The 25,681-nt window shown below is 41.0% G+C and carries 21 protein-coding genes; 20 read left to right on the forward strand and 1 reads right to left on the reverse strand.

Annotated elements, in window-relative coordinates; all coding sequences use genetic code 11:
• Positions 1-6 precede the first annotated feature (6 nt).
• From BFP97_RS14770 to BFP97_RS14865, 20 genes are all read left to right on the forward strand, one after another.
• On the forward strand, positions 7-3,393 hold the full coding sequence (locus BFP97_RS14770) for a DUF4175 family protein (protein ID WP_069843162.1): 3,387 nt from the start codon (positions 7-9) through the stop codon (positions 3,391-3,393).
• Positions 3,394-3,401: 8 nt separating this feature from the next.
• Positions 3,402-3,803 carry an ATP-binding protein gene (locus BFP97_RS14775; RefSeq protein WP_069843163.1) on the forward strand — a complete coding sequence of 134 codons (402 nt, stop codon included), beginning with the start codon at positions 3,402-3,404 and terminating at the stop codon, positions 3,801-3,803.
• Entirely contained in the window at positions 3,803-4,231 is a 429-nt protein-coding gene (gene ybeY, locus BFP97_RS14780; protein WP_069843164.1) for an rRNA maturation RNase YbeY, read from the forward strand. The genes BFP97_RS14775 and ybeY overlap by 1 nt, the downstream gene beginning before the upstream one ends.
• A gap of 75 nt (positions 4,232-4,306) precedes the next feature.
• On the forward strand, positions 4,307-6,172 hold the full coding sequence (gene mnmG, locus BFP97_RS14785) for a tRNA uridine-5-carboxymethylaminomethyl(34) synthesis enzyme MnmG (RefSeq protein WP_069843165.1): 1,866 nt from the start codon (positions 4,307-4,309) through the stop codon (positions 6,170-6,172).
• Entirely contained in the window at positions 6,169-7,053 is an 885-nt protein-coding gene (locus BFP97_RS14790; RefSeq protein ID WP_069843166.1) for a class I SAM-dependent methyltransferase, read from the forward strand. Before mnmG ends, BFP97_RS14790 begins: the two co-directional genes overlap by 4 nt.
• On the forward strand, positions 7,050-8,684 hold the full coding sequence (locus tag BFP97_RS14795; RefSeq protein WP_069843167.1) for an Ig-like domain-containing protein: 1,635 nt from the start codon (positions 7,050-7,052) through the stop codon (positions 8,682-8,684). The genes BFP97_RS14790 and BFP97_RS14795 overlap by 4 nt, the downstream gene beginning before the upstream one ends.
• 368 nt (positions 8,685-9,052) lie before the next feature.
• On the forward strand, positions 9,053-10,912 hold the full coding sequence (locus tag BFP97_RS14800) for a tetratricopeptide repeat protein (protein ID WP_069843168.1): 1,860 nt from the start codon (positions 9,053-9,055) through the stop codon (positions 10,910-10,912).
• A gap of 8 nt (positions 10,913-10,920) precedes the next feature.
• Complete coding sequence (locus BFP97_RS14805) at positions 10,921-11,121, forward strand: hypothetical protein (protein WP_069843169.1); 201 nt, start codon at positions 10,921-10,923, stop codon at positions 11,119-11,121.
• A 197-nt stretch (positions 11,122-11,318) separates the two neighbouring features.
• Positions 11,319-13,931, forward strand: coding sequence for an SLBB domain-containing protein (locus tag BFP97_RS14810; protein WP_069843170.1), 2,613 nt, complete (start codon positions 11,319-11,321; stop codon positions 13,929-13,931).
• Between the two features lie 101 nt (positions 13,932-14,032).
• A complete protein-coding gene (locus BFP97_RS14815) occupies positions 14,033-14,467 on the forward strand; it encodes a MarR family winged helix-turn-helix transcriptional regulator (RefSeq protein WP_069843171.1) in 435 nt (144 codons plus the stop codon).
• A 4-nt stretch (positions 14,468-14,471) separates the two neighbouring features.
• Positions 14,472-16,856, forward strand: coding sequence for a 3-hydroxyacyl-CoA dehydrogenase/enoyl-CoA hydratase family protein (locus BFP97_RS14820; RefSeq protein ID WP_069843172.1), 2,385 nt, complete (start codon positions 14,472-14,474; stop codon positions 16,854-16,856).
• Positions 16,857-16,881: 25 nt separating this feature from the next.
• The gene (locus BFP97_RS14825; RefSeq protein ID WP_069843173.1) at positions 16,882-17,238 is read left to right on the forward strand and encodes a four helix bundle protein; all 357 of its coding nucleotides are present in this window, start codon (positions 16,882-16,884) and stop codon (positions 17,236-17,238) included.
• Positions 17,239-17,271: 33 nt separating this feature from the next.
• Positions 17,272-18,450 (forward strand): acetyl-CoA C-acyltransferase, encoded by a 1,179-nt coding sequence (locus BFP97_RS14830; RefSeq protein ID WP_069843174.1) that lies wholly within the window; start codon positions 17,272-17,274, stop codon positions 18,448-18,450.
• A 51-nt stretch (positions 18,451-18,501) separates the two neighbouring features.
• Entirely contained in the window at positions 18,502-18,852 is a 351-nt protein-coding gene (locus BFP97_RS14835) for a four helix bundle protein (RefSeq protein WP_069843175.1), read from the forward strand.
• 48 nt (positions 18,853-18,900) lie between these two features.
• The gene (locus BFP97_RS14840) at positions 18,901-20,706 is read left to right on the forward strand and encodes an acyl-CoA dehydrogenase family protein (RefSeq protein WP_069843176.1); all 1,806 of its coding nucleotides are present in this window, start codon (positions 18,901-18,903) and stop codon (positions 20,704-20,706) included.
• A 694-nt stretch (positions 20,707-21,400) separates the two neighbouring features.
• Positions 21,401-21,607 (forward strand): helix-turn-helix transcriptional regulator, encoded by a 207-nt coding sequence (locus BFP97_RS14845; RefSeq protein WP_069843177.1) that lies wholly within the window; start codon positions 21,401-21,403, stop codon positions 21,605-21,607.
• An 87-nt stretch (positions 21,608-21,694) separates the two neighbouring features.
• Positions 21,695-22,441, forward strand: coding sequence for a BglII/BstYI family type II restriction endonuclease (locus tag BFP97_RS14850; RefSeq protein ID WP_069844333.1), 747 nt, complete (start codon positions 21,695-21,697; stop codon positions 22,439-22,441).
• Complete coding sequence (locus BFP97_RS14855; protein ID WP_069843178.1) at positions 22,441-23,130, forward strand: BglII/BstYI family type II restriction endonuclease; 690 nt, start codon at positions 22,441-22,443, stop codon at positions 23,128-23,130. Before BFP97_RS14850 ends, BFP97_RS14855 begins: the two co-directional genes overlap by 1 nt.
• Positions 23,131-23,223: 93 nt before the next feature.
• A complete protein-coding gene (locus tag BFP97_RS14860; RefSeq protein WP_069843179.1) occupies positions 23,224-23,571 on the forward strand; it encodes a helix-turn-helix domain-containing protein in 348 nt (115 codons plus the stop codon).
• On the forward strand, positions 23,558-25,192 hold the full coding sequence (locus BFP97_RS14865; RefSeq protein ID WP_069843180.1) for a DNA cytosine methyltransferase: 1,635 nt from the start codon (positions 23,558-23,560) through the stop codon (positions 25,190-25,192). The genes BFP97_RS14860 and BFP97_RS14865 overlap by 14 nt, the downstream gene beginning before the upstream one ends.
• A gap of 9 nt (positions 25,193-25,201) precedes the next feature.
• On the opposite strand, the gene BFP97_RS14870 is transcribed toward BFP97_RS14865, so the two are convergent.
• Positions 25,202-25,567: a YccF domain-containing protein gene (locus BFP97_RS14870; RefSeq protein WP_069843181.1), complete on the reverse strand. Its 366-nt coding sequence runs from the start codon at positions 25,565-25,567 to the stop codon at positions 25,202-25,204.
• Positions 25,568-25,681: the final 114 nt, after the last annotated feature.

The following is a 25,681-nucleotide window of genomic DNA, read 5'->3' on the forward strand; positions in this document are numbered from 1 at the left end:
GAGGACATGGGATCTAATGAGGCACTGAAAAATCAACTAAAAGCCTATAAAGCAAAGTACTATAGGAATAAGGCGATTAAGGGTGCCATCGTGTTTGCCGCACTGATCCTTGCTTTTTTTCTGGTCATCAATACTGTAGAGTTTTCTGGTCGGCTTGGATCATCAGGTAGAGCTGCTCTATTATATGCTTTCATAGGTTTTGCCCTTGTCTCTTTCTATGGTTTAGTACTCAGGCATATTTTAACGATCAAGAATGTAAGCAAGCAGATCAGTAATGAAGAGGCCGCCCTTCAAATTGGGAAGTTCTTCCCAGAAATATCTGATAAGCTTCTGAATATCATTCAGTTAGAAAAGCTCTCTAGTAAAGAGAACGAATTGCTTCTAGCAAGTATCAGACAGAAAAGTAGTAGTATTCAACAAGTTCCTTTTGTAAATGCCATTGACTTAAAGGCCAACAAGAGATACCTCCGTTATGTATATACTCCTGTAGCCATCATCGTTGCGCTGTTAATATTTTTGCCCCAATTTATCACGGAAAGCTCAACCCGTATCATTAAGTACAATTCTGACTTCAAGGCTGAGGCACCATTCTCCTTTATCATCGACACTCAGCAATTAGAAGGCTTTATTGATGAGCCGTTTACTCTGTCGATAGAAACAAAAGGACAATTAAGCCCAAATGATGTATTCATTTGGATTAATGAGCGCAAAATTAAAGTCTCGAAGCTGGGTACTGACAAATTTGAATATAGAATTGATCGTTTACGCGGTGATATAAGTTTCAGTCTAGAGTCTGAGGGCATACTATCCGATCGCTATACAATCGATGCAGCCTTTAGGCCATCTATTGACCTCTTTAGCATGGACATAGAATACCCTAAGTACACACTAAGAGAAAATGAGAGTATTCGTAACTCTGGAAACCTTACGGTACCCGAGGGCACTCAAGTCAGTTGGAAGTTCAGTACGCAACACACTGAATCACTCTCCGTATTATTTGCCAATAAAAATGAACTTGTTTCAGCCGAAGACCTTAATAATGGTCAATTTCAAATCAAAAAGACCATTGAAAGTTCAGGCCCTTACTCCATCCAACTTCAAAACGAATTCAGCAGTAACAAAGACTCTCTCAAATTTCAAATCGAAGTGATCAAAGACAGGTACCCAGAAATCGTTTTAGATCAATTCCAGGATACCGTGCTCTACAAAAACATTGTCCTTGGTGGAAATATTAGAGATGACTATGGGTTCTCATCCCTTTCCTTTCACTATTCATATGATGGAGAACGTTCATATGAGTCCTTCAAGATCCCTTTTAACCGAGAGCTATCCGATCAAAGTTATTACCAAGTCTATACACTGGATTCAGCAAAGATTCAGGCTGGAGCTGAGTTGAAGTATTATATGCAAGTCGCTGACAATGATGCTGTCAATGGTTCCAAGGCTGTGAAGTCTGCAACCTATAGCTTCAAAATCCCATCGCTGGAAGACATTGAAGCTGAAATCGAAGCCAATGACAAGCAAATTCAGAGTGAAATTGATAAGACCTTAGAAGATGCCAGGGAACTGAACAAAATGATTGAAGAGGCAGATGAACGCCTAAAAACCAAGAAGGAGATAGAGTGGCAGGATGAAAAACTCATGCAAGAAATTCTGGACCAAAAAGAAAAACTTGCCGAGAAGGTCGATGAACTGAAAAAGGAAAACCAGCTAAACAATCAGAAGCTAGAGCAATTCAAACCCCAAAACGAATCCATTAAACAGAAAATGGAACAGCTCCAAGAAATCATGAACAACGTCTTGGATGATGAAATGAAAAAACTCTATGATGAACTTAGAGAGTTGCTGGAGGAACAGTCTGATATAGAGGAGTTTAGGGACAAAATGGATGATCTTCGGGAAAACAGTAGCAACCTTGAAGAAGACCTGGAAAGAACATTGGAGCTCTTTAAAAAACTGCAGTTTGACAAGATGTTGGAAGACAACATCGAGAAGTTACAAGAGGAAATTGACGATCAGGAAGCCCTAAATAAAGAAACACAAAAGGGAGAGAAAACAAACGAAGAACTAGCCGAACAACAGAAGAAGGAGCAAGAAGATCTAGAAAAATTACAAGAGGAACTGGACAAACTCAACGAGCTAAATCAAGACAGGAAAAACCCAGACAGTTTGCCCGAAGATTTGGATGAAGACCTTGAGGAAGCTAAAGAAGAGCAACAAAAAGCTCAAGAAGAATTAAACCCAGAAGGCCAGAATTCCGAAGGTGAGAAAGGAGAAAACGAAGAAAACTCACAGGAGAAAGAACAACAAAAAAGTGAAGGCCAAGAGTCTCAAAGTGAACAACAACGCCAAAATGCCTCCAAGGCTCAAAAACGGGCTGCGGAAAAAATGAAAGAGGTAAAGCAAAGCCTTCAATCTATGCAGAGCGGAGCGCAGATGGAACAACAGCAAGAAAACCTCGAGAACCTACGAGATTTAGTAGATAACCTCGTTACACTGTCTTTTAATCAGGAAGGTCTAATGAATGAGTTCAAAGAAATCCGTCAAAGCGACCCTCGGTATGTTAAATTGTCTCAACGTCAACTGAAGCTTCAAGACGATTCCAAAATCATTCAGGATAGTCTCATCTCACTTTCTCAACGAGTGTTTCAAATATCGTCCTTCGTCATGCGTGAATTGGGAGAGATGAATAGACAAATGGATGGAGCAGTAGAGACACTTAAAGAAAAAAGGGTGAGTCAAGCCGTTGGTAAACAGCAATTTGCGATGACATCGATTAACAACCTTGCGCTTTTGCTCGATGATGTAGTCCAACAAATGCAACAACAAATGGCTAGCCAGATGGGCAAAGGTAGCTCTAAAGGAAACCAGAAAAACAAACCACAAATGGGTGGGCTAAGTGAACTACAACAACAACTTAGCGAACAGATCAAAGAACTCAAGGAGAGTGGTATGTCTGGGCGACAGCTCAGTGAACAGCTCGCTAAACTCGCTTCGCAACAAGAAAGACTCAGAAATGCCCTTGAAAATTTTGAAACCGGACTCGATGGAAATAAATTGGGTGAGAAAATTGATCAATTGATCAATCAAATGGAAGAAAATGAATGGGATCTCATCAACAAAAGCATTACTGACGAGACCGTTCAAAGACAGCAAGATATCTTGACAAGACTACTTGAAGCTGAGAATTCAGTTCAAGAGCGAGGTGAAGATGAGGAACGAAAAGGACGAACAGCCTTTGACTATGACTTGTCAATTCCAGAATCTCTTAATGAATACTTAAAGGCCAAAGAAAAAGAAATAGAGCTGCTGAGAACCATACCAGCCAAACTAAATCCTTACTACAAGAAAGAGACCAATAAGTATTTCAAAAAGATCAAGGAAAAGAATTGAGCCCTTCAATGAAGAACATAAGCATCGAAATACCATCTCTTGTTGAGAACATTCGTATAGTCGAGAGTTTCGTAGACAACGCAAAAGAAGAATACAGCTTAACCGATGATCTTTATGGCAACATTATGATTGCCGTCATAGAGTCCGTTAATAATGCCATCATTCATGGAAATAAATCGGATAAAGCCAAAAATGTCTTGCTTAGTGCCAACTTACATGATGAACAGATCGTCTTTACGGTAAGCGATCAGGGAAATGGTTTTGATCATCAAAACCTTCCAGATCCAACAGCACCCGAAAACATAGAAAAAGTAGGGGGAAGAGGTATCTTCCTGATTAAGAACCTCGCAGATGAAGTTAACTTCAAAAGTGACGGCAGTAAGTTAGAGCTCACTTTCTATCTGAGTTAATGCCAAATATCAACTTCTTTCAAGAAGAGGTCTCATTTACCCTAAAACACAAACGCGTACTCCGTGCTTGGATCAACGAAGTCGTTCACAATTATTCGCAAGAAATTGAGTCTGTCAATTTTATATATTGTTCAGACAACTATTTGTTAGAGGTAAATAAACAATACCTCGAACACGACTATTACACTGACATCATAACCTTCGATAACCGAGAAGATTCAAGTTTGCCAATTGATTCCGACATCTTCATTTCCATAGATCGTGTACGTGAAAATTCCAAAGAGCTCAACGTTCCCTACCAACAAGAACTTCACCGAGTGATGGTACACGGAGTCTTACACCTTCTTGGCAAACTGGACAAAACTGAGGAGCAAAAACGAGACATGAGAAAAAGCGAAGAAGCTTCTTTATCTTTGCTGAACATTTGAACAAACACAGAGTGTTCCACGTGAAACTTTTTCGACTAGCGCAACTGTTTCACGTGGAACTATTGATTTAAGGAAATGTATCCAGCGTACGATGTTATAGTAGTAGGAGCCGGCCATGCCGGATGTGAAGCAGCAAATGCCGCAGCTCAAATGGGTTCTAAAGTTCTGCTGATTACCATGAACATGAACACCATAGCCCAGATGTCATGCAACCCAGCAATGGGTGGTGTAGCAAAGGGTCAAATTGTAAGAGAAATTGATGCACTCGGTGGCATGTCAGGAATCATATCAGACAAATCAATGATTCAATTCCGAATGCTTAATAAATCTAAAGGACCTGCAATGTGGAGTCCTCGTACACAAAATGATCGAATGCGCTTTGCCGAAGAGTGGCGCCTAGCACTTGAAGCCAACCCCAATGTTGACTTTTGGCAAGAGATGGTCACTGGTATTCTTGTAGAAGGAAATCGGGTAACTGGAGTCACCACTGGGATGGGTATAGAATTTCGAGCTAAATCAGTCGTCCTCACCTCAGGCACATTTCTTAATGGCATCATACACATTGGTGAAAAACAATTTGGAGGTGGGAGAACGGGTGAAGGAGCATCAAAGGGTATCACCGAACAACTCGTCAAACTAGGCTTTGAAGCAGGAAGAATGAAAACTGGCACTCCTCCTAGAGTTGACGGCCGTTCCCTAGATTATAGCAAAATGGAAGAACAGGCAGGCGATGAAAACCCACAGAAGTTTTCTTTCAGTCATCATACAAAACCACTTCAACAACAAAGAAGCTGCTATATCACCTATACCAATCCAAAAGTCCACCAGACCCTAGAACAAGGGTTTGATAAATCTCCCATGTTCAATGGAAGAATACAGGGGATAGGCCCACGTTATTGTCCTTCTATCGAGGACAAAATCAATCGATTCGCTGAGCGTAATAGGCATCAAATTTTTGTTGAGCCGGAAGGCTGGAATACTGTAGAAATCTACGTGAATGGCTTTTCTACTTCTTTACCCGAGGATATTCAATACGCAGCCATTAAGAAAATCAGTGGGTTTGAAAATGTAAAAATGTTCAGACCAGGTTACGCCATTGAATACGACTACTTTCCACCTACACAGCTCAATCATACTTTGGAAACTAAACTCATATCTAACCTATATTTTGCTGGTCAGATTAATGGGACCACCGGCTATGAAGAAGCGGCTTGTCAAGGCCTAATGGCAGGAGTCAACGCTCATTTGAAGAATCATGAACGGGAAGAGTTCACGCTTTCTCGATCAGAGGCGTATATAGGCGTATTGATTGACGACTTAATTAATAAGGGAACAGACGAGCCATATCGCATGTTTACATCCAGAGCCGAGCACAGAATACTCTTAAGACAAGACAATGCAGACCTTCGACTCACTCAAAAGGGTTATGACCTGGGACTCGCTACAGACGAGCGGCTCAATACTATGAAAGATCGTTCAGCTCAAATCCATAAGCTACTGAATGACCTCGATCAAAAGAAAGTGGATCCCGCTCAAGTTAACCCCACACTGCAAGAGCTTTCAACCGCTGAGATTCAACATCGCACCACACTGTCCAAGTTAGTAAAGCGACCACAGGTTCATGTAAATGATCTCAAAGGTATCGATGACACACTCGAAACCTATCTGTCAAAATATGAACAAGACATTATCGATGGGGCCGATATTCATATAAAGTATTCAGACTATATAGATAAAGAGACCAAGCTAGCCCAAAAAGTCTCCGAGCTCGAAGACCTGAAAATTAAGGAGGCCTTCGATTTCAAAAGCATTCCAGCCCTGTCTTCTGAGGCGAAAGAAAAGCTTGAAAAAGTCAGACCTAAAACAATTGGGCAAGCCTCCAGGATTAGTGGTGTTTCACCTGCCGATATATCCGTACTAATGGTTTACATGGGCCGATGAGCAACGAAACAATTACTTCTTGCCCGGTATGTGGCAACAATCAACTTGAATTTCATCAAGAAGTCCCTGACTATTTTGGTGACCAAGAGTCGTTCAAACTTAGCCTTTGTAAAAAGTGTGATACTCTTTCAACTAACCCTCGGCCAGACCAGACCAAAATCACAAAGTACTATAAATCAAATAGTTACGTGTCTCACGGGGATAAAAAAGGCGGTCTATTCACACTTTTATACCAACGCATTCAACTGATAAACTTCAAGTACAAACTTAGCCTACTTAACAAGTATACACTTAACAAAAAGCATCTTGATTTTGGTTGTGGCACCGGTTCATTTCTCAACCTCTTGAGTAAAAAAGGCTGGCAAGTCAATGGTGTCGAACCAGATATAAAAGCAAGGACCATTGCCATAGAACAATATAATATTGCGAGCACTTTTCAATCATTGGAAGCGCTACCAATCAATGAAACATTTTCATCCATTAGTCTATTTCATGTACTGGAACATGTTCACAGCCTTGAAGCGACTTTAAATCAACTCATCTCAAGACTAGACAATAATGGCGTAATCATACTAGCCTTACCCAATTACAAGTCTTATGATGCCCAATGCTATCAGAAATTTTGGGCTGGTTATGATGTTCCTCGTCACCTTTATCACTTTTCTCAAAAGAGCATCCATCAACTTGCTAAGAATTTTGGCCTGAATATTGTCGCCACGCATCCCATGAAATTTGATAGCTATTATGTTAGTTTACTTTCAGAAGAGTATCAGTCGGGTAAGAAAAATTATTTGAAAGCATTTTTAAATGGGTTCATTTCCAATAAAAAAGCCAAAAAGTCGAATGAATACAGTAGCCTTATTTACGTTCTAAGCAAATGAAGTCTGACGGTAAATTCATTTCAAGTCTTCTCTTTGGCCTTGTAATTCTGATCGCTACTTCCTGTGCGAGAGTAGGAGCTCCCACAGGCGGGCCAATTGACGAGACGCCTCCATCGTTACTCAATTCCTCTCCTACAGATGGAACTACCAATTTCACAGGTCAGGCAATCCAACTCACATTCGATGAGCGTATCGTTACAAGATCCATTGAAACAGATCTTATCATAACCCCAAAACCAAATGGTACCTACAGAGCCAGAGTCAATAAAAATATATTGTCCTTAAGCTTCACTGAGCCTTTTGATGAGAATACAACATATAGCCTGAGTTTCGGTAGTACCATTCAGGACATTACCAATAACAATCCTGCTGAAGGAATAAATCTGAGTTTCTCTACTGGTGAATATATTGACTCTCTGACTATTTCAGGTCAAGTTCTAAACCTCTATAATCAAGAACCAATAGAGAACCTCCTCGTCTCTCTTTATACAGAAAATGATTCCCTAGATATTTTAAACGGCCCCGCATCCTATTACAGTAGAACCGACTCTGTTGGTAACTACAGCTTCCGTAATCTACCTAATGGAAAGTTCAGAGTCTATGCTGTACGGGATAAGAATAATAATAGCCAAGCTGATAGCGAGACTGAATTATATGGGTTTTACAAGGACACCCTCAACGTAAGCCGTTCCCTTACAGATATAGATTTCACAATACAAGGTCTCAATACAGACAAACTCAGAACCACTTCAGCCAGACCTTTTGGGGTATACTTCGATATATCATTCAACAAATCGATCACGGACTTCCAAATATTAGAAGGTGAAGACTTCATCTATAGTAAACCTGAAAACTCAAAGGTCAGGTTATATCGTTCTAATAGATCATATTCAGATACCACCCAAGTTATCTTTAGCGCAAAGGATTCCTTAAACACCATTCACACCGACACAGCCCAAGTTACATTCAATGACTCAAAGTTAGCCCCAGCAAACTTCAGTATAGACGTAACACCTACCAGCAATGAACTTCCTCCCAAGGACACCATTTCCTTATCATTCAGTAAACCTGTAATAGACTTCAATGCTGACAGTTTGTACTATCAATTAGATAGTACGGCTCAAGTACCTATTGATATTACATCCATCACTTGGAATACGCTCAACACAAAGGCTTCCTTCCCGATTGATGTTGTAGCTCTACTAAATCAAAAATCATCACCTAGCATTGCCTTATCATTCAAGCAAGCAGCTTTCATCTCCGCTGAAAATGATTCATCAATCGCCCAAGACAAAAACATATCTCTCCTTACCACTGAAAACTCTGCAACTATAGGAGGCACAGTTATATCCGAGTCACCAAATATTATAGTTCAATTACTAGACGGAAGAACCCTCGAAGTCATAGAATCTTCTACTGAAAAGGAGTTCTTATTCAATTATCTACCTGCGGGACGTTACTTCATCAGGGTTATCAAGGACCTTAATGCTAATGGGAAATGGGATATTGGAAATGTTCTCAAATGGGAAGGTCCCGAACCTGCTAAATTCTACTATGATGATTTCTATAAAACGAAACTCATAGAAGTGCGAAAGAACTGGGAGCAAACGGACCTAAACATCTACTTTTAGGTTCTGAATCCGTAAGGATAACTTGTGTATAAAAGATTTAATCTCATCAACTTCTCCACACCTTCGGTCATTTCTTTAAACACTTTCTGATCTTCTTGGATAAGTTCCTCCATTCAAACACGCTATCACCAAGCCATCCACAGTTCACATATCACCCGTATTTATCAACGTTTCCACGGACTTATCAATACTAATTTTTTAATCACTTAATAAACAAAGGTTTAGCACGTGTATAAAATGTTAAGAATAACTGTATCGTGAACATTTCGTAAACAAATATCTTAGCTTAGTGTGAATGAAAGAGATTTCCACATATCCACAGCCCTAATAGAAACAACTTAATTTTATATAAAGAATAATATACTAATATGAGTGTGTTGAAACTGTCGATAAAGTCTTGTCTAACCATCTTAGCTTGCACCATAATTAGTTCAAACTATGCAGATGCTCAGACAAATGATCCAGTTCAAATTGCCAAAGAATACTACAACCAAGGTGAGTTCGATAAGGCAAAAGCAGAGTTTAAAAAACTTGCGCGGAACAGACGCAATATTCCGAGAATTCACGATACCTACTTCAAGTTGCTTCTTACTATTGAGGAATTTGGTGAAGCCGAAAAATATCTAAAGGGAATCATTAAAGATAATGCTTCTAATTTCATTTATGAAGTTGATTTGGGGGTACTCTACCGAACTAAAAACGAAGATGAGAAGGCCAATGCCTTACTGGAAGAAGTCATTAAGAAAGTCACAGATAGGGCGTCAGTCGGTAAAAAATCTAATGAGACGAGGTTTCTTGCTCAGGTGTTTTTTGAAAGAAACTTTAGAGAGAAAGCACTTGATACTTATATCAAGGGAAGAAATGCATTAGGTCAAGAAGATTTGTTTGCACTGGACTTGGCCAATGTTTATCGACTGATGAACAAGAAGCAACCAATGATCTCAGAGTATCTGAACTTCTCTAAAAATCAACCGCAGAACCTCAACTATGTAAAAAACTCCCTTCAGCGTTATTTGCAAGAGCCAGAAGATCTTGACACACTGGAAATGACACTCTATGAAGTGATACAGAAGGAAGCAGGTAACAGTACATACAATAACCTTTTAGTGTGGACACATCTTCAGCAAAAGAATTTTTCCGCAGCACTTAGACAGGCTAGGGCTTTGGACAGAAGGCTTGCTAACAACGGAGATAACATTATGAATGTGGGAATGATTTCCTTTAGAAATTCAGATTATAAAACCTCGAAAAAAGCCTTCGGCTATATAATTGAAGAGTTTCCTGAAAGCCCCAGTAGACGGTTGGCTTCTCGTTATGTATTGTTGTCAGAAGAGGAGGTGTTGAAAAATAGCTACCCTATTGATTCAGCTGCGATAAGAGATTTAATTACGAGATATGAGGTCTTTATCTCAGAATCGAGAGATGTTTTTTCGGTGATGGAGTCCCAAAGAAGAATTGCATTGCTACAGGCATTCCAACTAAATGAAATTGAGGAAGCAATAGAAACACTGACTACGATGCTCGAACAACAAGTGGGCAGGCATAATGTGGTAGCAGAAGCAAAAATGGATCTTGCAGATATATACCTTTTGAATAAGGAGCCATGGGAATCCATCTTATTATATGGTCAGGTAGAAAGAATGTTTAAGGATGAACCCCTTGGCTATACAGCTAAGCTGAAAAGTGCCAAACTGTCCTATTTCAAAGGAGATTTTGAACTTGCTCAAAGTAATTTGGATATTCTGAAACTTGCTACCTCAAGAGAAATAGCGAATGATGCACTTGATTTAAGTATTCTTATCAAAAACAACACCGTTTTCGACAGTACAGATGTAGTCATGCAAGAATATGCCAATATTGAATTGCTTTTATTTCAAAACCAAAAAACTGCGGCTTTGAGAGCGATGGACAGTATGTTGGTGAAATATAGTTATCACTCTATTGTAGACGAACTGCTTTATCTACAGGCTCAAACAGAAAGAGAATTAGGAAACTTTGAAAACGCGCTTAAGTCTTTGAATAAGATCAACGAAGCACATTACTTTGAGATACTGGGAGATGATGCATTGTTCTTGACAGGAGTAATTCATGAGGATGACCTTGGAGATTCCGAATCTGCTATGAAAATCTATAGTGACTTACTGACCAAGTTTCCGGGAAGCATATATGTAGCTGAAGCCAGAACCAGATTTAGGGAACTTAGGGGTGATTTCAGTAATGAAAACTAAAGGGTTTTATGGCGAGCTCCTTTAATAACCTAAGGGTAGGTAAAAGGTTCCAACTGATCAACTTTGGAGAATCCTTTGAGTTTGAAGTACTGGAGATAATGTCTGATGGTGATTGTAATCTAAAAGATATTCACACCCTTGAGAGTTACTCCCTCTTTGACCTTATCCGCTACGGTAAAGGTCCTGATTTTGACGTTAGTGATATATGATCAGAAAATGATCTAAGTGCTAATAAAGTGTCAACAAAAATCAAATTTTACTTTGTAAACGAGAAATTTACTATTTTTGAATCCCCCAAATCTAGGCTGGTAGTTTTTTTGGGGAGTTATCGATGATAAGCACTAAACTAAAATACGTAGTAGTAAGGAATTTTTATGTGCTACTTTTTCTCTGTTTAACATCACTAATGATTGCTCAAACTGAGCAACAAGTGAACCGAGAACTTGAGAAAAGAGGCATTGATACCATTGAAGAGGTTCAAGCAGAGCTGCGAAAAAGAGGCCTTTCTGAAGAGGATGCAAGGAGACAAGCAAAACTCTATGGATTGGATTACGACCAATACCTTCAAAAGTATATCTTAAACAAAGAGACGTCAACGAATGAAGTAAACCCTGTTACAAAGATTACTCCCGACCTTGTAGACTACACAACAGAGATAAAGGATCAGAACAATCAAGTAGCACCGACTGTTGAGGTTTCCGAAAAGCCTGATGACAATGATGGATTAAAGTACTTTGGTTATGATGTCTTCAACAATAACCCTTATGCAAATCAACAGGCACTTGTTGGGAATATAGACCCAGGCTACATTGTTGGGCCGGGTGATGAATTGAGAGTTTACTTGTGGGGAGAAGCTGAGTTTCAGTTTGAGGGAGTCGTAGATATCAATGGGAACCTCTTTATGCCAAATGTAGGGCAAGTGTTTGTTTCAGGTACTACATATCAAAACTTAAATCAAAGATTAAAACAATATCTCTCGCGATTCTATTCAGGTCTGACTAAAGACAAAATTTTCTTAGACGTTTCACTTACGAAACTAAGGCCGATTCGAATTATGGTCATGGGTGAGTCTAATAACCCAGGGTCACACCTTATTAACGCTTTCGCCACTACGCTGAATTCACTTTATGCTTCTGGTGGAATCAAAACTTCAGGATCACTACGAGACATAAAAGTCTTTCGAAACAACAAGTTTGTATCGACCATAGACCTTTATGACTATTTAATCAAAGGCTCTATCTCTGAAGACCTACGTCTGATGAGTAATGATGTGATTTTTATTCAGAGTCGAATGAATAGTATATCGCTAAAGGGAGAGGTTAATAGACAGGGAATATACGAATTGAAATCAGGTGAAGGTTTGGTAGATCTGCTAGGCTTTGCCGGAGGACTTAAACCTACTGCACATACTTCATCTGTTACAATTAAAAGGGTGAAACCTCTTATAGGTAGAGACAGCGATTCTGTTTTCGATCGTGAGATTATAACTATCGACTATGGACAACTCTTGCAGGATGGGGTCAATTTCAGAATTCAAGATGGAGATGAGATTATTTTTAACAAGGTGTTGGACAAGTTCGACAACTTAGTAACTATTGCAGGTTCTGTATTTAGACCTGGAGAGTATGAGCTTGTGGAAGATATGACTATAAGATCGCTTATCGAAAACGCAGGAGGCCTTAGACCAAATACCTACTTCGAAAAACTTGACCTTTTCAGGAAAGACAGAAACGGTGATCTAAAGTTCAGATCATTATCGCTTTCTGAAATTATCAATGGCCAGATAAATTCAGATTTGAATTTGCAAGCGGATGATTCGATTAAAATTTATAGTGACCAAGAGTTAAAATCACTAGAGACGGTGTCTATTGAAGGCTTTTTGTCAGAACCTAAGACAGTCTTATGGAGAGAAAACCTGAGTCTTTATGATTTAATCTTTATGTCTGCGAACATTGAGGATTTGGAATATCAGAATAGAATCTTGACTAGCCGAGCTGACCTGTTAAGGTATCAGGCTGGAAAAACAGAATATCAAGTCATCCCGTTCAATTTAGACAATGTTTTAGATAAGAAATTCAATGCAGTTTTGAAACCTAAGGACAAGGTGATCTTATATAGTCGTGATATCAATGAAGTGCTTGACAAGTATGTGACCATTCGTGGAGCTGTTAAAAACGAAGGCCGTTTTGTATTGACTGACAGCATGACTGTTGAAGACTTAATTCTTCAAGCTGGTGGCTTTGTAAGAACTTCCTTCAAAGACTCAGTTACTGTTTCGAGAGAGAAGTTTGACTTTACGGGAAACCAGATAGCCGAGTTAACAAGAGTAAAAACAGATTTACCCTATTTACTTGGAGTTCAGGCTAAATCAAACGCCAGCTACTTCTTGGAACATAATGACAACATTTCTGTAGACAGAATACCTGGATCTTCTGAACAAAGAAGCGTCACCGTTGGTGGTGAAGTTAAGTTCCCTGGAACATACTCTTTGGAAAGCAAAGGAGAAACACTTTTGGGTCTTATTGATAAAGTAGGAGGGCTGTCACCCAACGCATATCTAGGAGGGGCTACATTTATACGTAATGGACAGCGTTTGGCCTTTTCTTTTGACGACCTATTTACTAAAAGGAGTTCGAAATTTGATATAGTTTTGCAACCCAACGATCAAATTTACATCCCTGAATCTGTATACACGATAAATGTTCAAGGAGAAGTGGTGAACCCATCCTTGCAGAAGTTCATTGAGAACCAAGGGGTAAGAGCTTACCTGAGAAATTCAGGAGGAAAAACAAAGCAGGCTAAAAAGATATTCCTCACAAGGCCAGATGGCTTTACACGTAAGATTGGCTGGTTTTCTAACCCAAAAGTTTTAGATGGTTCGGTCATAACTGTTTCGACCAAACCGGTTAAAACTAGGGAGAGAGAGCCAGGCAAATTCCTGGAAAACTTTGGTACTATCGCGGCCATTGTGAGCTCAACGCTGACTACCATATTCTTGGTAGAAAGACTCGGAAATTAATCTAATGACATCTCGCCAGTTTGGTCGAAGAACACTTTTCAAGAAAAATAGTATGCATGCATAACAAATTTTTTCTAACTTCGTAAACCTCACAGCAGCTTATGAAGAGAGAAGAAACTGTAGATCACCAAATAAAAATGTGCTGGCATGCCATTTACCGAATGTATAATCAACAGGCGGTACAACATGAAAGCACCACGTCCATGGCCTTCGTGGTATTGAACATTGATCCGACAGAAGGCACTCCCGCAACTAAGATTGCTCCATTAATGGGCTTAGAGTCAAGAAGCTTGACACGAATGCTAAAAAGCATGGAAGAGAAGGGCTTTATCTACCGAGAGAAAGACCCAAATGATGGTCGTTCAGTCAGAATTTTTCTCACAGAAACAGGCCAGGAAAAGAGGAGAGTTTCAAGAGAAACGGTTATTCGATTTAATGAAGTCATTCGGCAATCGATTGCACCTGAAAAGCTTGACGCCTTCTTTGAGGTAATAACTAAGATTAATCAATTGATAGATTCAAAATCAATATTCTAAACACATGAGTCGAAGTATTAAGAAAGTAGCAGTATTAGGTTCTGGAGTAATGGGCTCTAGGATAGCTTGTCATTTCGCTAATATCGGTGTTGAAGTATTGCTGTTGGATATCGTTCCAAGAGACTTGGCCGAAGATCAAAAAGCCAACCCAGCAGCACGAAACAAAATTGTAAATGATGCACTCCAATTTGCATTGAAGTCTAAGCCTTCACCTATCTACGACAAGTCATTTGCCCAGCGTATTAAGACGGGCAACTTTGAAGATGACATGTCGAAAATATCCAGTGTCGATTGGATCATTGAAGTGGTTGTGGAAAGGCTTGATATTAAGAAGATCATCTTTGATCAAGTCGAGCAGTATAGAAAACCCGGCACATTAATTACATCGAATACCTCGGGTATTCCTATGCACATGATGTCCGAAGGAAGAAGTGAAGACTTCCAGAAGCACTTTTGTGGAACGCACTTCTTTAACCCACCAAGGTATTTGAGGTTGCTGGAGATTATTCCAGGTCCAAAAACAGATTCAGAGATCATAGACTATTTGATGCATTATGGTGATCTATACTTAGGCAAGGAAACCGTGCTATGTAAAGACACTCCTGCATTTATCGCCAATCGAATTGGTATTTACGCCATCATGTCGGCCATGCATACCATACAAGATATGGGCTTGACGGTGGGCGAAGTAGATCGTATGACCGGACCGATTATTGGTCGGGCCAAGTCAGCCACTTTCCGCACGATGGATGTGGTTGGTTTGGATACAACTGTTAATGTTGCGAACAACCTCTATGCTGGCCTTCCGAATGACGAATCTAAGGAGGCTTTCGTGCTACCGGGCATTGTTAAAGAAGTTCACGAAAGAGGTTGGTTTGGTGATAAATCCGGACAAGGTTACTTCAAGAAATCGAAGGACGCCAATGGCAAAAGAGTAATTCAGGAACTCGACCTTAAAACCTTCGAATACGGAGATAGAACAAGGGCTAAGTTCAAGGCGCTTGAGGCAGTAAAGGATGAAGAGAACCTAAAAACCAGAATTAAAACACTCGTCAACTTTGATGATAAGGCGGGTGAGTTTTACAGAAAGACATTCTACGATACGTTCAAATACGTGACTTATCGTATCCCAGAAATTTCTGACGAGCTATTCAGAATAGACCAGGCCGTTTGTGCAGGCTTTGCATGGCAAATGGGTCCTTTCGATACTTGGGATTTATTGGGTGTTAGATCCGTAGTTGAGCAGATGGAAGGCATAGACATGAAGCCAGCAGCTTGGGTTTATGAGATGCTAGATGCGGGTCACGAGTCATTCTATAAAATTGAGAATGGTATCAAGAAGTACTATGACATTCCATCCAAGGCATACAAAACCATTCCAGGTACTGAAGATCTGATAATCCTTGAAAACATCCGAGAAACCAATAAGGTATGGGGGAATGCAGGCGCATCTATCTTCGACATTGGAGATGGTGTATTATGCTTGGAGTTCCATACCAAAATGAACGCCATTGGGCAGGAAGTGATCGAAGGTATCGAAACGGCTATTTCAATGGCAGAGAAAGATTACAAAGGCTTGGTGATCGGTAACGAAGGAGAGAACTTCTCTGCAGGTGCCAATCTGGCAATGCTCTTTATGTTCGCAGGAGACCAAGAATTTGACGAAGTCAACCTCATGGTGGCACAGTTCCAGAATACCATGAAGAGGGCTAAGTTCTCATCTATTCCTGTGGTTTCTGCACCGGCAGGCTTGGCACTGGGTGGAGGTTGCGAACTGTCTCTTCACTGCGATGCCATTCAGGCACATGCGGAAACCTATATTGGTTTGGTAGAAGTTGGTGTTGGTTTGATCCCGGGCGGTGGTGGAACCAAAGAGTTGACCATGAGGGTGGCCGACTCCATTGAAGGAGGAGATCCAGAACTCAATCGCTTGCAAGAAGCATTTATGAATATCGCTACGGCCAAGGTTGCTACCTCAGCGGAAGAAGCCAGAGCCATGCACATCTTGAGACCGCAAGATGGCATTACGCTAAATCGCAAGCGACTCTTAACGGATGCAAAAGCGAAAGTTTTAGAGATGCACGAAGCGGGCTATACCCAACCAATGGAGAGAAAGGATATCAAAGTACAGGGACGAACAGGCCTAGCACTCTTTGAAGCAGGTATCAACGGTATGCTCTTGGGGAATTATATCTCGGAGCACGATGCAAAGATTGCACGCAAACTTGGTTGGATCATGTGTGGAGGAGACTTGACCTATCCGCAAAAAGTATCGGAACAGTATTTACTGGATTTAGAGCGACAAATGTTTGTCGAGTTAACGGCAGAACCGAAAACACTCGAAAGAATTCACAGTATTCTTTTCAAGGGTAAACCTTTAAGAAACTAGATATCAGATTTTAGACATTAGACTCATGCACAACTTTAAAGAACTGAAAGTATGGCAAAAGGCGAGAATAATGGTCAAGGAAGTTTATGTGGTAACCGCTGGGCTTCCGAAGAGTGAGAAATACAACTTGATATCACAGATGCAATCATGTGCCGTATCTGTGATGTCGAATATAGCAGAAGGTGCTGGAAGAGGGACAGACAATGACTTTGCCCGTTTTCTGGATATGGCACTAGGCTCATCTTATGAGCTGGAAAGCCAATTAATTGTATCAGCAGACTTGAGTTATTTAGAGAGTTCTGCATTTGACGAGATGACGGCCAAATTATCTGAAGTACAAAGAATGATAATTGGTTTAATGAATAAACTAAGAGGTCAATAGTCTAATATCTGATCTCTATAATCTAATAATCTAATGAATGCATATATAGTAGCAGGATATAGGACGGCAGTAGGTAGGGGTAAAAGAAGTGTTTTGAAAACAGTTCGCCCTGATGATATGGCTGCCGATGTAATAAAGCATTTGGTAAGCCAGGTAGATGGCTTTGACGCGAAACGCGTGGATGATTTGATCGTGGGTAACGCGGTCCCAGAAGCAGAGCAAGGCATGCAAATGGCCAGAATGATTTCACTCTTGTCATTGCCGATCGAAGTACCTGGAGTTACGGTCAATAGATATTGTGGTTCAGGCCTCGAAGCGATTGCTTTGGCTTCAGCCAGAGTACATGCAGGAACGGCAGACTGCATCATTGCAGGCGGAACCGAATCCATGTCGATGGTTCCAGTGATGGGATACAAAACAGCCTTGAACTACAAATTGGCCACCGAGCATAACGACTATTATCTCAGCATGGGTTTAACTGCTGAGCAGGTAGCCAAGGAATTCAATATCAATAGAGAAGAAGCCGATCAATTTGCACTGGATTCACATACCAAGGCAGTGGCGGCACAAGCGGCCGGCAAGTTTGACGATGAAATTGTACCGATTAAGGTCACGGACAAAGTAGTTGGTCCTGATGGAAAAATTCACGAGAAGTCATACACGGTTGATAAGGACGAAGGACCTCGAGGAGACACATCCATGGATGTACTCGGTGGTTTGAGACCCGTGTTCGCACAAGGCGGGCAGGTAACCGCTGGTAACTCTTCACCAGTTTCAGATGGTGCTTCATTTGTGATGGTAATGTCTGAGCGAATGGTAAAAGAGTTGAAGCTAGAGCCAATCGCTAGAATGGTGACTTACACAGCGATCGGGGTACACCCACGAATCATGGGTATCGGTCCAGTGGAGGCGGTGCCAAAAGCCCTGAAGCAAGCAGGCTTGAAACAATCCGATTTAGACTTGATCGAGCTAAATGAAGCATTTGCCGCGCAATCTTTGGCAGTCATCAAAGAGCTCGACTTAGATCGTTCAAAGTTAAACGTGAACGGAGGAGCAATTGCATTAGGCCATCCACTGGGTTGTTCAGGAGCCAAGCTTTCGGTACAGCTTTTCAACGAGATGAGGAGAATGGGTAATGCCAAATATGGTATGGTGACCGCATGTGTTGGTGGTGGCCAGGGAGTAGCAGGAATCTACGAGTTTCTGAAATAGTATAGCGTAATGAGTAGTGCGTATTGAGACTACTCACATTTGAATAAACAGATGCATAATTATAAAGAGCTCAAAATATGGCAGAAGGCCATTGAGTTGGCAGAGAAAGTTTATCAGTCAACTCAGGGTTTCCCCAGTGACGAGAGGTTTGGGTTGACGAGCCAACTAAGAAGAGCTTCAGTGTCTGTGAGTTCAAATATTGCTGAAGGTGCTGGTAGGAATACTAAAGGAGAATTCAACCAGATGTTAGGAATTGCATATGGCTCTTTGTGTGAAATAGAAACACAATTGATCATAGCAAAGAGATTAGAATTATTGAATATGGAAATGTTTGAAGTATTGACCAGTGAGATTGATCAACTACAAAAGATGATTTTTAACCTAAAGAAATCGCTTAAGTAATCAATACTCACTACCCAGTACTCAATACTAATAACGAAATACAATCACATGACTACAGTTACTAAACGTTCAATCAAAGGAGGCGAATTTCTCGTCAGAGAAACAGACGCCCAGGAAGTCTTCATTCCAGAAGAGTTTTCCGAAGAGCAAAAAATGATGGCGCAAGCCTGTCAAGATTTTATCGATACCGAAATTACCCCAAAGGCGGACGAGATCGATAGCATGAAAGACCCTGAGTTGGTTCCGCAAATCTTCAAGAAAGCGGGAGAACTAGGTCTACTAGGTATTTCCGTCCCAGAGAACTATGGCGGGTTGGGCATGAGCTTTAATACAGGCATGCTCATCGCGGATATTATCGGTGCGGCAGGTTCTTTTTCTACAACATACGGAGCCCACACGGGTATCGGTACACTACCGATTTTGTATTACGGAAACGAGGAACAAAAACAGAAATACCTTCCATTATTGGCTACGGGACAGTGGGCAGCCTGTTACTGTTTGACGGAACCTGATGCAGGTTCTGATGCGAATTCTGGGAAGACTAAAGCGGTACTTTCAGAAGACGGAAGTCATTACAAAATCACGGGTCAGAAAATGTGGATCTCCAATGCAGGGTTCGCAGACCTCTTTATCGTTTTCGCGAAAATCGAAGACGATAAGAACCTTACCGCCTTCATCGTAGAAAAATCTTTCAATGGCATTACCATGAACGATGAAGAGAAGAAACTCGGAATCAAGGGTTCTTCTACCCGTCAGGTATTCTTCAACGACACGGAAGTGCCGGTGGAGAACATGCTTTCAGAAAGGCAAAACGGATTTAAGATTGCGGTAAATATCCTGAACATTGGCCGAATCAAACTCGGTGCAGGTGTATTGGGTGGTTGCAGAACAGTCATCTCTCAAGCGACACAGTACGCGAATGAAAGAAAGCAATTCAATGTTTCGATCTCCAGCTTTGGTGCGATTAAGCATAAGCTAGCCGAAATGGCCACCCGTGTTTATGTAACAGAGTCATTGGATTATAGAGCAGGCCAAAACATTGAAGACAAGATCAATGATCTTACGGCTTCAGGCATGGATGACGCTCAGGCCAAACTAAAAGGGGTCGAGCAGTTTGCTATTGAATGTGCGATCGGAAAGATTCACAGTTCAGAAGTACTTGACTATGTAGTTGACCAGGGCCTTCAGGTATATGGAGGAATGGGATACTCGGCAGACGCACCAATGGAGCGTGCGTACAGAGATGCCCGTATTGCAAGAATTTACGAAGGGACCAACGAGATCAACCGCATGTTAATGATTGGTATGATCCTTAAGCGTGCGATGAAAGGCGAACTCAATATGTTTGAGCCAGCGATGGCCGTGTCGAAAGAATTGACTGCAGTACCGACTTTCTCTACGATTGACAAGTCAGTACTTTTCAACGCAGAGAAGGAAGTCATCAAAAACCTAAAGAAGGTCTTCCTAATGGTGGGTGGTAAAGCTGCGATGGCTTTACAAGATCGCATCGAGGATGAGCAAGAGGTCATGATGAACCTGGCGGATATTCTCATCGAGATTTATGCAGTAGAATCTGCCATGTTAAGAACCGAGAAGCTGATCAGCCTAAGAGGCGAAGAAGCTTGCGCGGACTACATTGCGATGACGCAAATCTACATGGCGCAAGCTGTAGATAGAATCAACGCTGCTGCAAAAGAAGCCATTGCCTCATTCACAAAAGGAGATGAGCAAAAGGTAATGCTAATGGGCTTAAAGCGATTCACTAAAATGGATTTGGTGAACACCAAAGAGCTCAGAAGACAAGTAGCTGATACCATGATCAAAGAAGGTAAATTCCCATACTTCTTCGCTTAGCCTGTCCTCCCCTTGGGGAGCCTGCCTGTCGGCAGACAGGGTGGCCGCAGGTCGGAGGGGGTATACCTCTTTTAAGATAAATGTCTTTTGGACACCAGGGCCCAGCCCTCTAAACAAATAAAAGGCGAACCATACGGTTCGCTTTTTTTATTCACGAGTCCAAATCCTCCCCCAAACTGGGGAGCCTGCCTGTCGGCAGACAGGGTGAACGAACGCTTACGCTGAAGCTTCAGCGCAGGCGCAAAGCCGGAGTTGGCCTTGTCCTCCCCTTGGGGAGGTGCTCGAAGAGCGGAGGGGGTAAACACGAAAGAGGCCTCAATACCAATGGGTGCTTAGGTACCGAGAACCCCTTATCGCTTTACACCAAACACAACCTAAAAATCATATCAAAGGACCAACACCTCAACCGCCCACCATCTGTGAGACGGTACAAGCTCCGTAAAGAGGTATTGAGCTCATTGATCAGTTGATGTTTGTTTCTTCCCTATCCTATCATGGTTCAGAGAAAATCAGTAGTCAATTGAGTCGTATGATATAGTTGTTTTATACATCCATATAATTGCTTAAATGTATTTTAAATAATACTATAAAACAAACTTAGTATAATTAAAGTGAATCAAAGTGCTGTTAAAAGCTATTGCAAACAAGAAGCGATAAGCCATTAATTTGATAATTTGGAGTAAACAAGCTCCACATGACCAAGAAACTGAACCGGATCAAGGCCGTACTGGCCGAGACGGGCCGCACCAATCTATGGCTAGCCGAACAGCTAGATGTAAATAAAACCACTGTCTCCAAGTGGTGTACTAACGAAATGCAACCCCGCATAGACATGCTCTCTCGCATTGCCGAAAAACTCGATGTAGATATTAGAGAGCTGTTGGTGGGGACTAAGAGTTAGGTTTCCTAAAGCATTTGGAAGCTTAAATTGATGGTATCCATGTGCCATCTTGCAGTTTGGATTTATTATATTTCTTTTTTGATCATTATGTCAAATTATTACAAAAACCCCGAAGTACTCACAGTTTTTGGATACGAAGTTTACTTCACACGTTTTGCAGACTCAATTATCAAGGATCATTTTCAGGATGCTCTATCAGATTTAGAGAAGGTACTTGAAGAGTTCCAAATTACTGAGGCACAACTAATTTCTGCTGGTGGAGGGTTAAGCTCAATAACACAAAACCTTAGAGACAAACTTTATGAGCACAACTGGGAAAAGATCAATATTGAGAGTGAGCATAAGGTACGAGAAAAAGTGCTTACCTCTGAAAGCCATGAGATTGATCATTACAAGGAGTTTGGCAAAGGAAATATTGGCTTAGAAATCGAGTGGAACAATAAGGACCCATTCTTTGATAGAGATTTAGAAAACTTTAGAAAGCTACATCAACTAGGAGAACTTACGCTTGGTATAATAATCACCCGTGGCGAAAGCCTTCAGCAGGAGTTGATAGAAGTATATAAAAGATTTCTGAACGATATATACCCTTATAGTATTGAGCAATTGTCAGAAAAGTTAAGTTTATCCCAGAAGGCAAGTGCAAGAATATCGAATATGGTAAGTTTTGATCGAGAAGAGTCAGTCGCTGCCATTGCACGTTTATTATGCTCATCCAAGTATGGAACCTCAACTACACACATGCAGAAACTGACTACTAGAATGGACAGAGGCGTGGGTGATCCTTGCCCATGTGTCTTGATTGGAATAGGGAAGGAAAGAATCTCTGCTTAATGAATTTTGAGATTTTCAGCTATAGGTTTGCTAGAGAAATAATTGAACATCCTACCTACGCTGCAGCCATTCATGAGATTTCAGCAGTCATAAGAGAATGTCCTTTATTTGTTTGGCCAGGAAAGTCGCGTAAGAATGCTGGCTTAGAGGTAGTTCAGCAGCTATTGAATGCATATTTTGATGTAGGTTTTTCATCAACTCACGGGTGGCAGTTTCACCCTGATGCTACAGGAATAAAGGGCTCCAATTTAAAGGCTGACTTCAAAAAGGATTTTAATGGCCTTACTATACAATCTGAAGTACAATTTGGAAATATGTCTAGATGGTACTCAGATATATTTAAATTTCAAACTGCGTATTCAAAGAATTTGATAAACATGGGGTTGTGCATCGTACCGATGAATAGTCTTGCAAGACGGATTGATTCTAACATTACCAATTTTGAGAGATGCATAAGGGAGCTACCCTCTGCGGATTTGTCGATTACCCTCCCTATTCTCATGGTTGGAATTTATTCCGACAATGAAACGCCCATAATCGATGTTTCTCAATCTCAATTCGATGGAATAAAGGATATAACTAGAAAAGGAAGGTCAGCTAATTTGTACAGAATAATAAATGCATATCTAAATGATCAACCAGTTGAAGGTGTTTCTAGTTTATCGGAAATAGGACCAAGGCCTGCTTAGAACTTTGAAGCTGAGCCTCATATTTCGTGATGTATTGATAAATTTTGTATTGATAAATTTTGTCAAGATAAAATTTATCAATAAAATTATGCCATGAAATCCTTTGGCCAACAGATAAAGGAACTGAGAGAAAAAGAGCAATGGACACAAAGACGGCTTGCGAATGCACTTGATGTTGACGTAGCAGTTCTTAGTAGAATTGAGAATGAAAATAGGTTTCCAAAGAAGAGAGTTGGAGATATTATAAGGGTTGTATCCAACTTGTTTGATACGCCTGAGTCGTACCTCAAGTTAACATACTTAAGTGATGAGATAGCCTCAATTTTGGAAACAGAAGAAGATTACCAAGAAATCTTGAAAGTAACAGAAGCTAAGGTTCACTACGGGCGTGAAAAGAAATCTGTTCAGTCTAAACTAAATTTTGAAAATGAAAGCGATTGATTTATACAGTGGGATAGGCGGCTGGACCCTTGGCTTTAAGATGGCTGGAATAGAAGTGGTTTCCTCTTTTGAATGGTGGAAGGATGCCAATGAGACCCACAACGCTAATTTTGGAACTAAGCACAAGGAAAAAAACATTAGAGAATTAGATGTCTATAGTGATTTGCCTCCAAAAGATGAAATCGATTTTGTGGTTGGAAGCCCGCCTTGTACGCAATTTTCATTTGCCAATAGAGGTGGAAATGGTGATTTGGTAGATGGGTTAGTTGATGTAGCAAAATTTCTTGAAGTAGTGGATTACATAAAGCCGAAATACTGGGCGATGGAGAATGTTCCTAGAGTGGCTGGCATAATAGAGAAAAGTATTGAAAAGGGTGGGCCCCTGGAACGATACTCACACCTTTTTGACGATCAGTTCAGAGTCATTAAAGTCTACAACTCCGCGGACTACGGAGTTCCTCAAAACCGGAAAAGAATGATTGCTGGAAGATTTCCTTTTGGGCTTTTCGAATCATATCAGGAAGTCACTCCAAGAAGAACCCTTGGAGAAGTAGTCATGGGCCTAAAGCGAGAAAACCTCTTGGACCCGATTTATGGCCACTCACTAAAGACACTAACAGATAATATTCATGAGGCGCCATTAACGGACGAGGAAAAACGTATCAACTCTGATTCAAAAACCCATCACCCTGTTTACAATAAAATGTCCTTCCCGGATATTCTCGATAGACCTTCGAGAACTATAACCGCCCTCTGTACAAGGGTATCACGCGAGAGCATAATAATTGAAGATGACCCTGAGAAGTACAGAAGGTTGACCGTTCGAGAGCGAGGGTGTGTTCAAACCTTTCCTGCTGATTATCAGTTCCATAGCAACTCCTATGGTGGCAAACTGAAAATGATAGGCAACGCGGTTCCGCCATTGTTGACTTATTATATTGCTCAAAGTATGCTCGAAACGAGCCTAGACGAAGTAGCTGTACCAGTTAGTGAGGGAAGGATAAATTTGTCCACGGAAAACGTACCTAAGTTTTTTAGTCCTGAAAGCAAGGGGAGTAAATTCTCTTGGAAAAGGTCTTTTTGGCTCGCAGTACCAGGCTTAAGGCTTGGTAGCGGAGTCAGGTTTGAGCTGAGAAATGTAAGTAATAAGGAAATTGAGAAGACATTTTGGTGGGTCAATTTTTGCTACGGAAATTCCAAGAACTTAATGCAATTTCCCTTGGATAAAAGAAGCTTTGAGACAGTCTGGGAGTCCTTACAAATTATGGCTTTAGATTGCGAAATTGGTGATATCTTAATGAACTTTCAGGATTTCGTAGCTTCTGTTGATGCTCCAGGGCTGCAAGAAAACTGGACAAATAAAGACCGCTCTAAAAACAACCCGATTGAGTTGATTGATGATATCGGTAGATTCGCTTCGGAGTTAGTAGAGAGGTTAAACAGGTCAGACGCTATGACACTTGACAAGTTAAGAGAGCTTGTAGGATTCATAGGCTTGGGAGAACAAAGAAAACTAATGGAGAATGCCAATATCATAGTATCCGGAATCCTTTTAGGGTCGATTTTCAATACCGTGATTACTGGCGATAGGTTCGTTTTGGATTTGGAACTTCAAGACTAACTTACTTACTCATATCCCCCTCCCAAAAGGAGCGAAAGCCAGGCCTGCCAGTTTAAAGTGCTGGGCGCCAAAAGGAATACCGATAATAGTAATGGTAAAGATTAGGCCCCAGATCAGGTGGGTGAGAAATACCCAGAATCCACCAAAGACCAACCAGATAATATTGAGTGGTAAGGACAGACAACCGCTTAAGGTTCTACCGGGTTCTATCTGCTGCCCAAAAGGTGCAAAACCCAGTATGGCCAGTTTAAAGCACTGAATGCCAAACGGAATTCCCACAATGGTCAGGCATAGGGCAATGCCTCCAATAATGTATTCGAGTGCGATCATCCAACCTCCGAATACAATCCAAATGATATTACCAACCAAGTTCATCAGCCATACATTTTTACATCACTCAGTCGATTCCCAGGAGAATCATCCCTACCTGCGGCAGGCAGGCACCCCCCAAAGACGATCCATATAATGTTGCCAACGAGGTTCATAGCT

Source organism: Roseivirga sp. 4D4 (assembly GCF_001747095.1).
In the GTDB taxonomy this organism is placed as follows: Bacteria; Bacteroidota; Bacteroidia; order Cytophagales; family Cyclobacteriaceae; genus Roseivirga.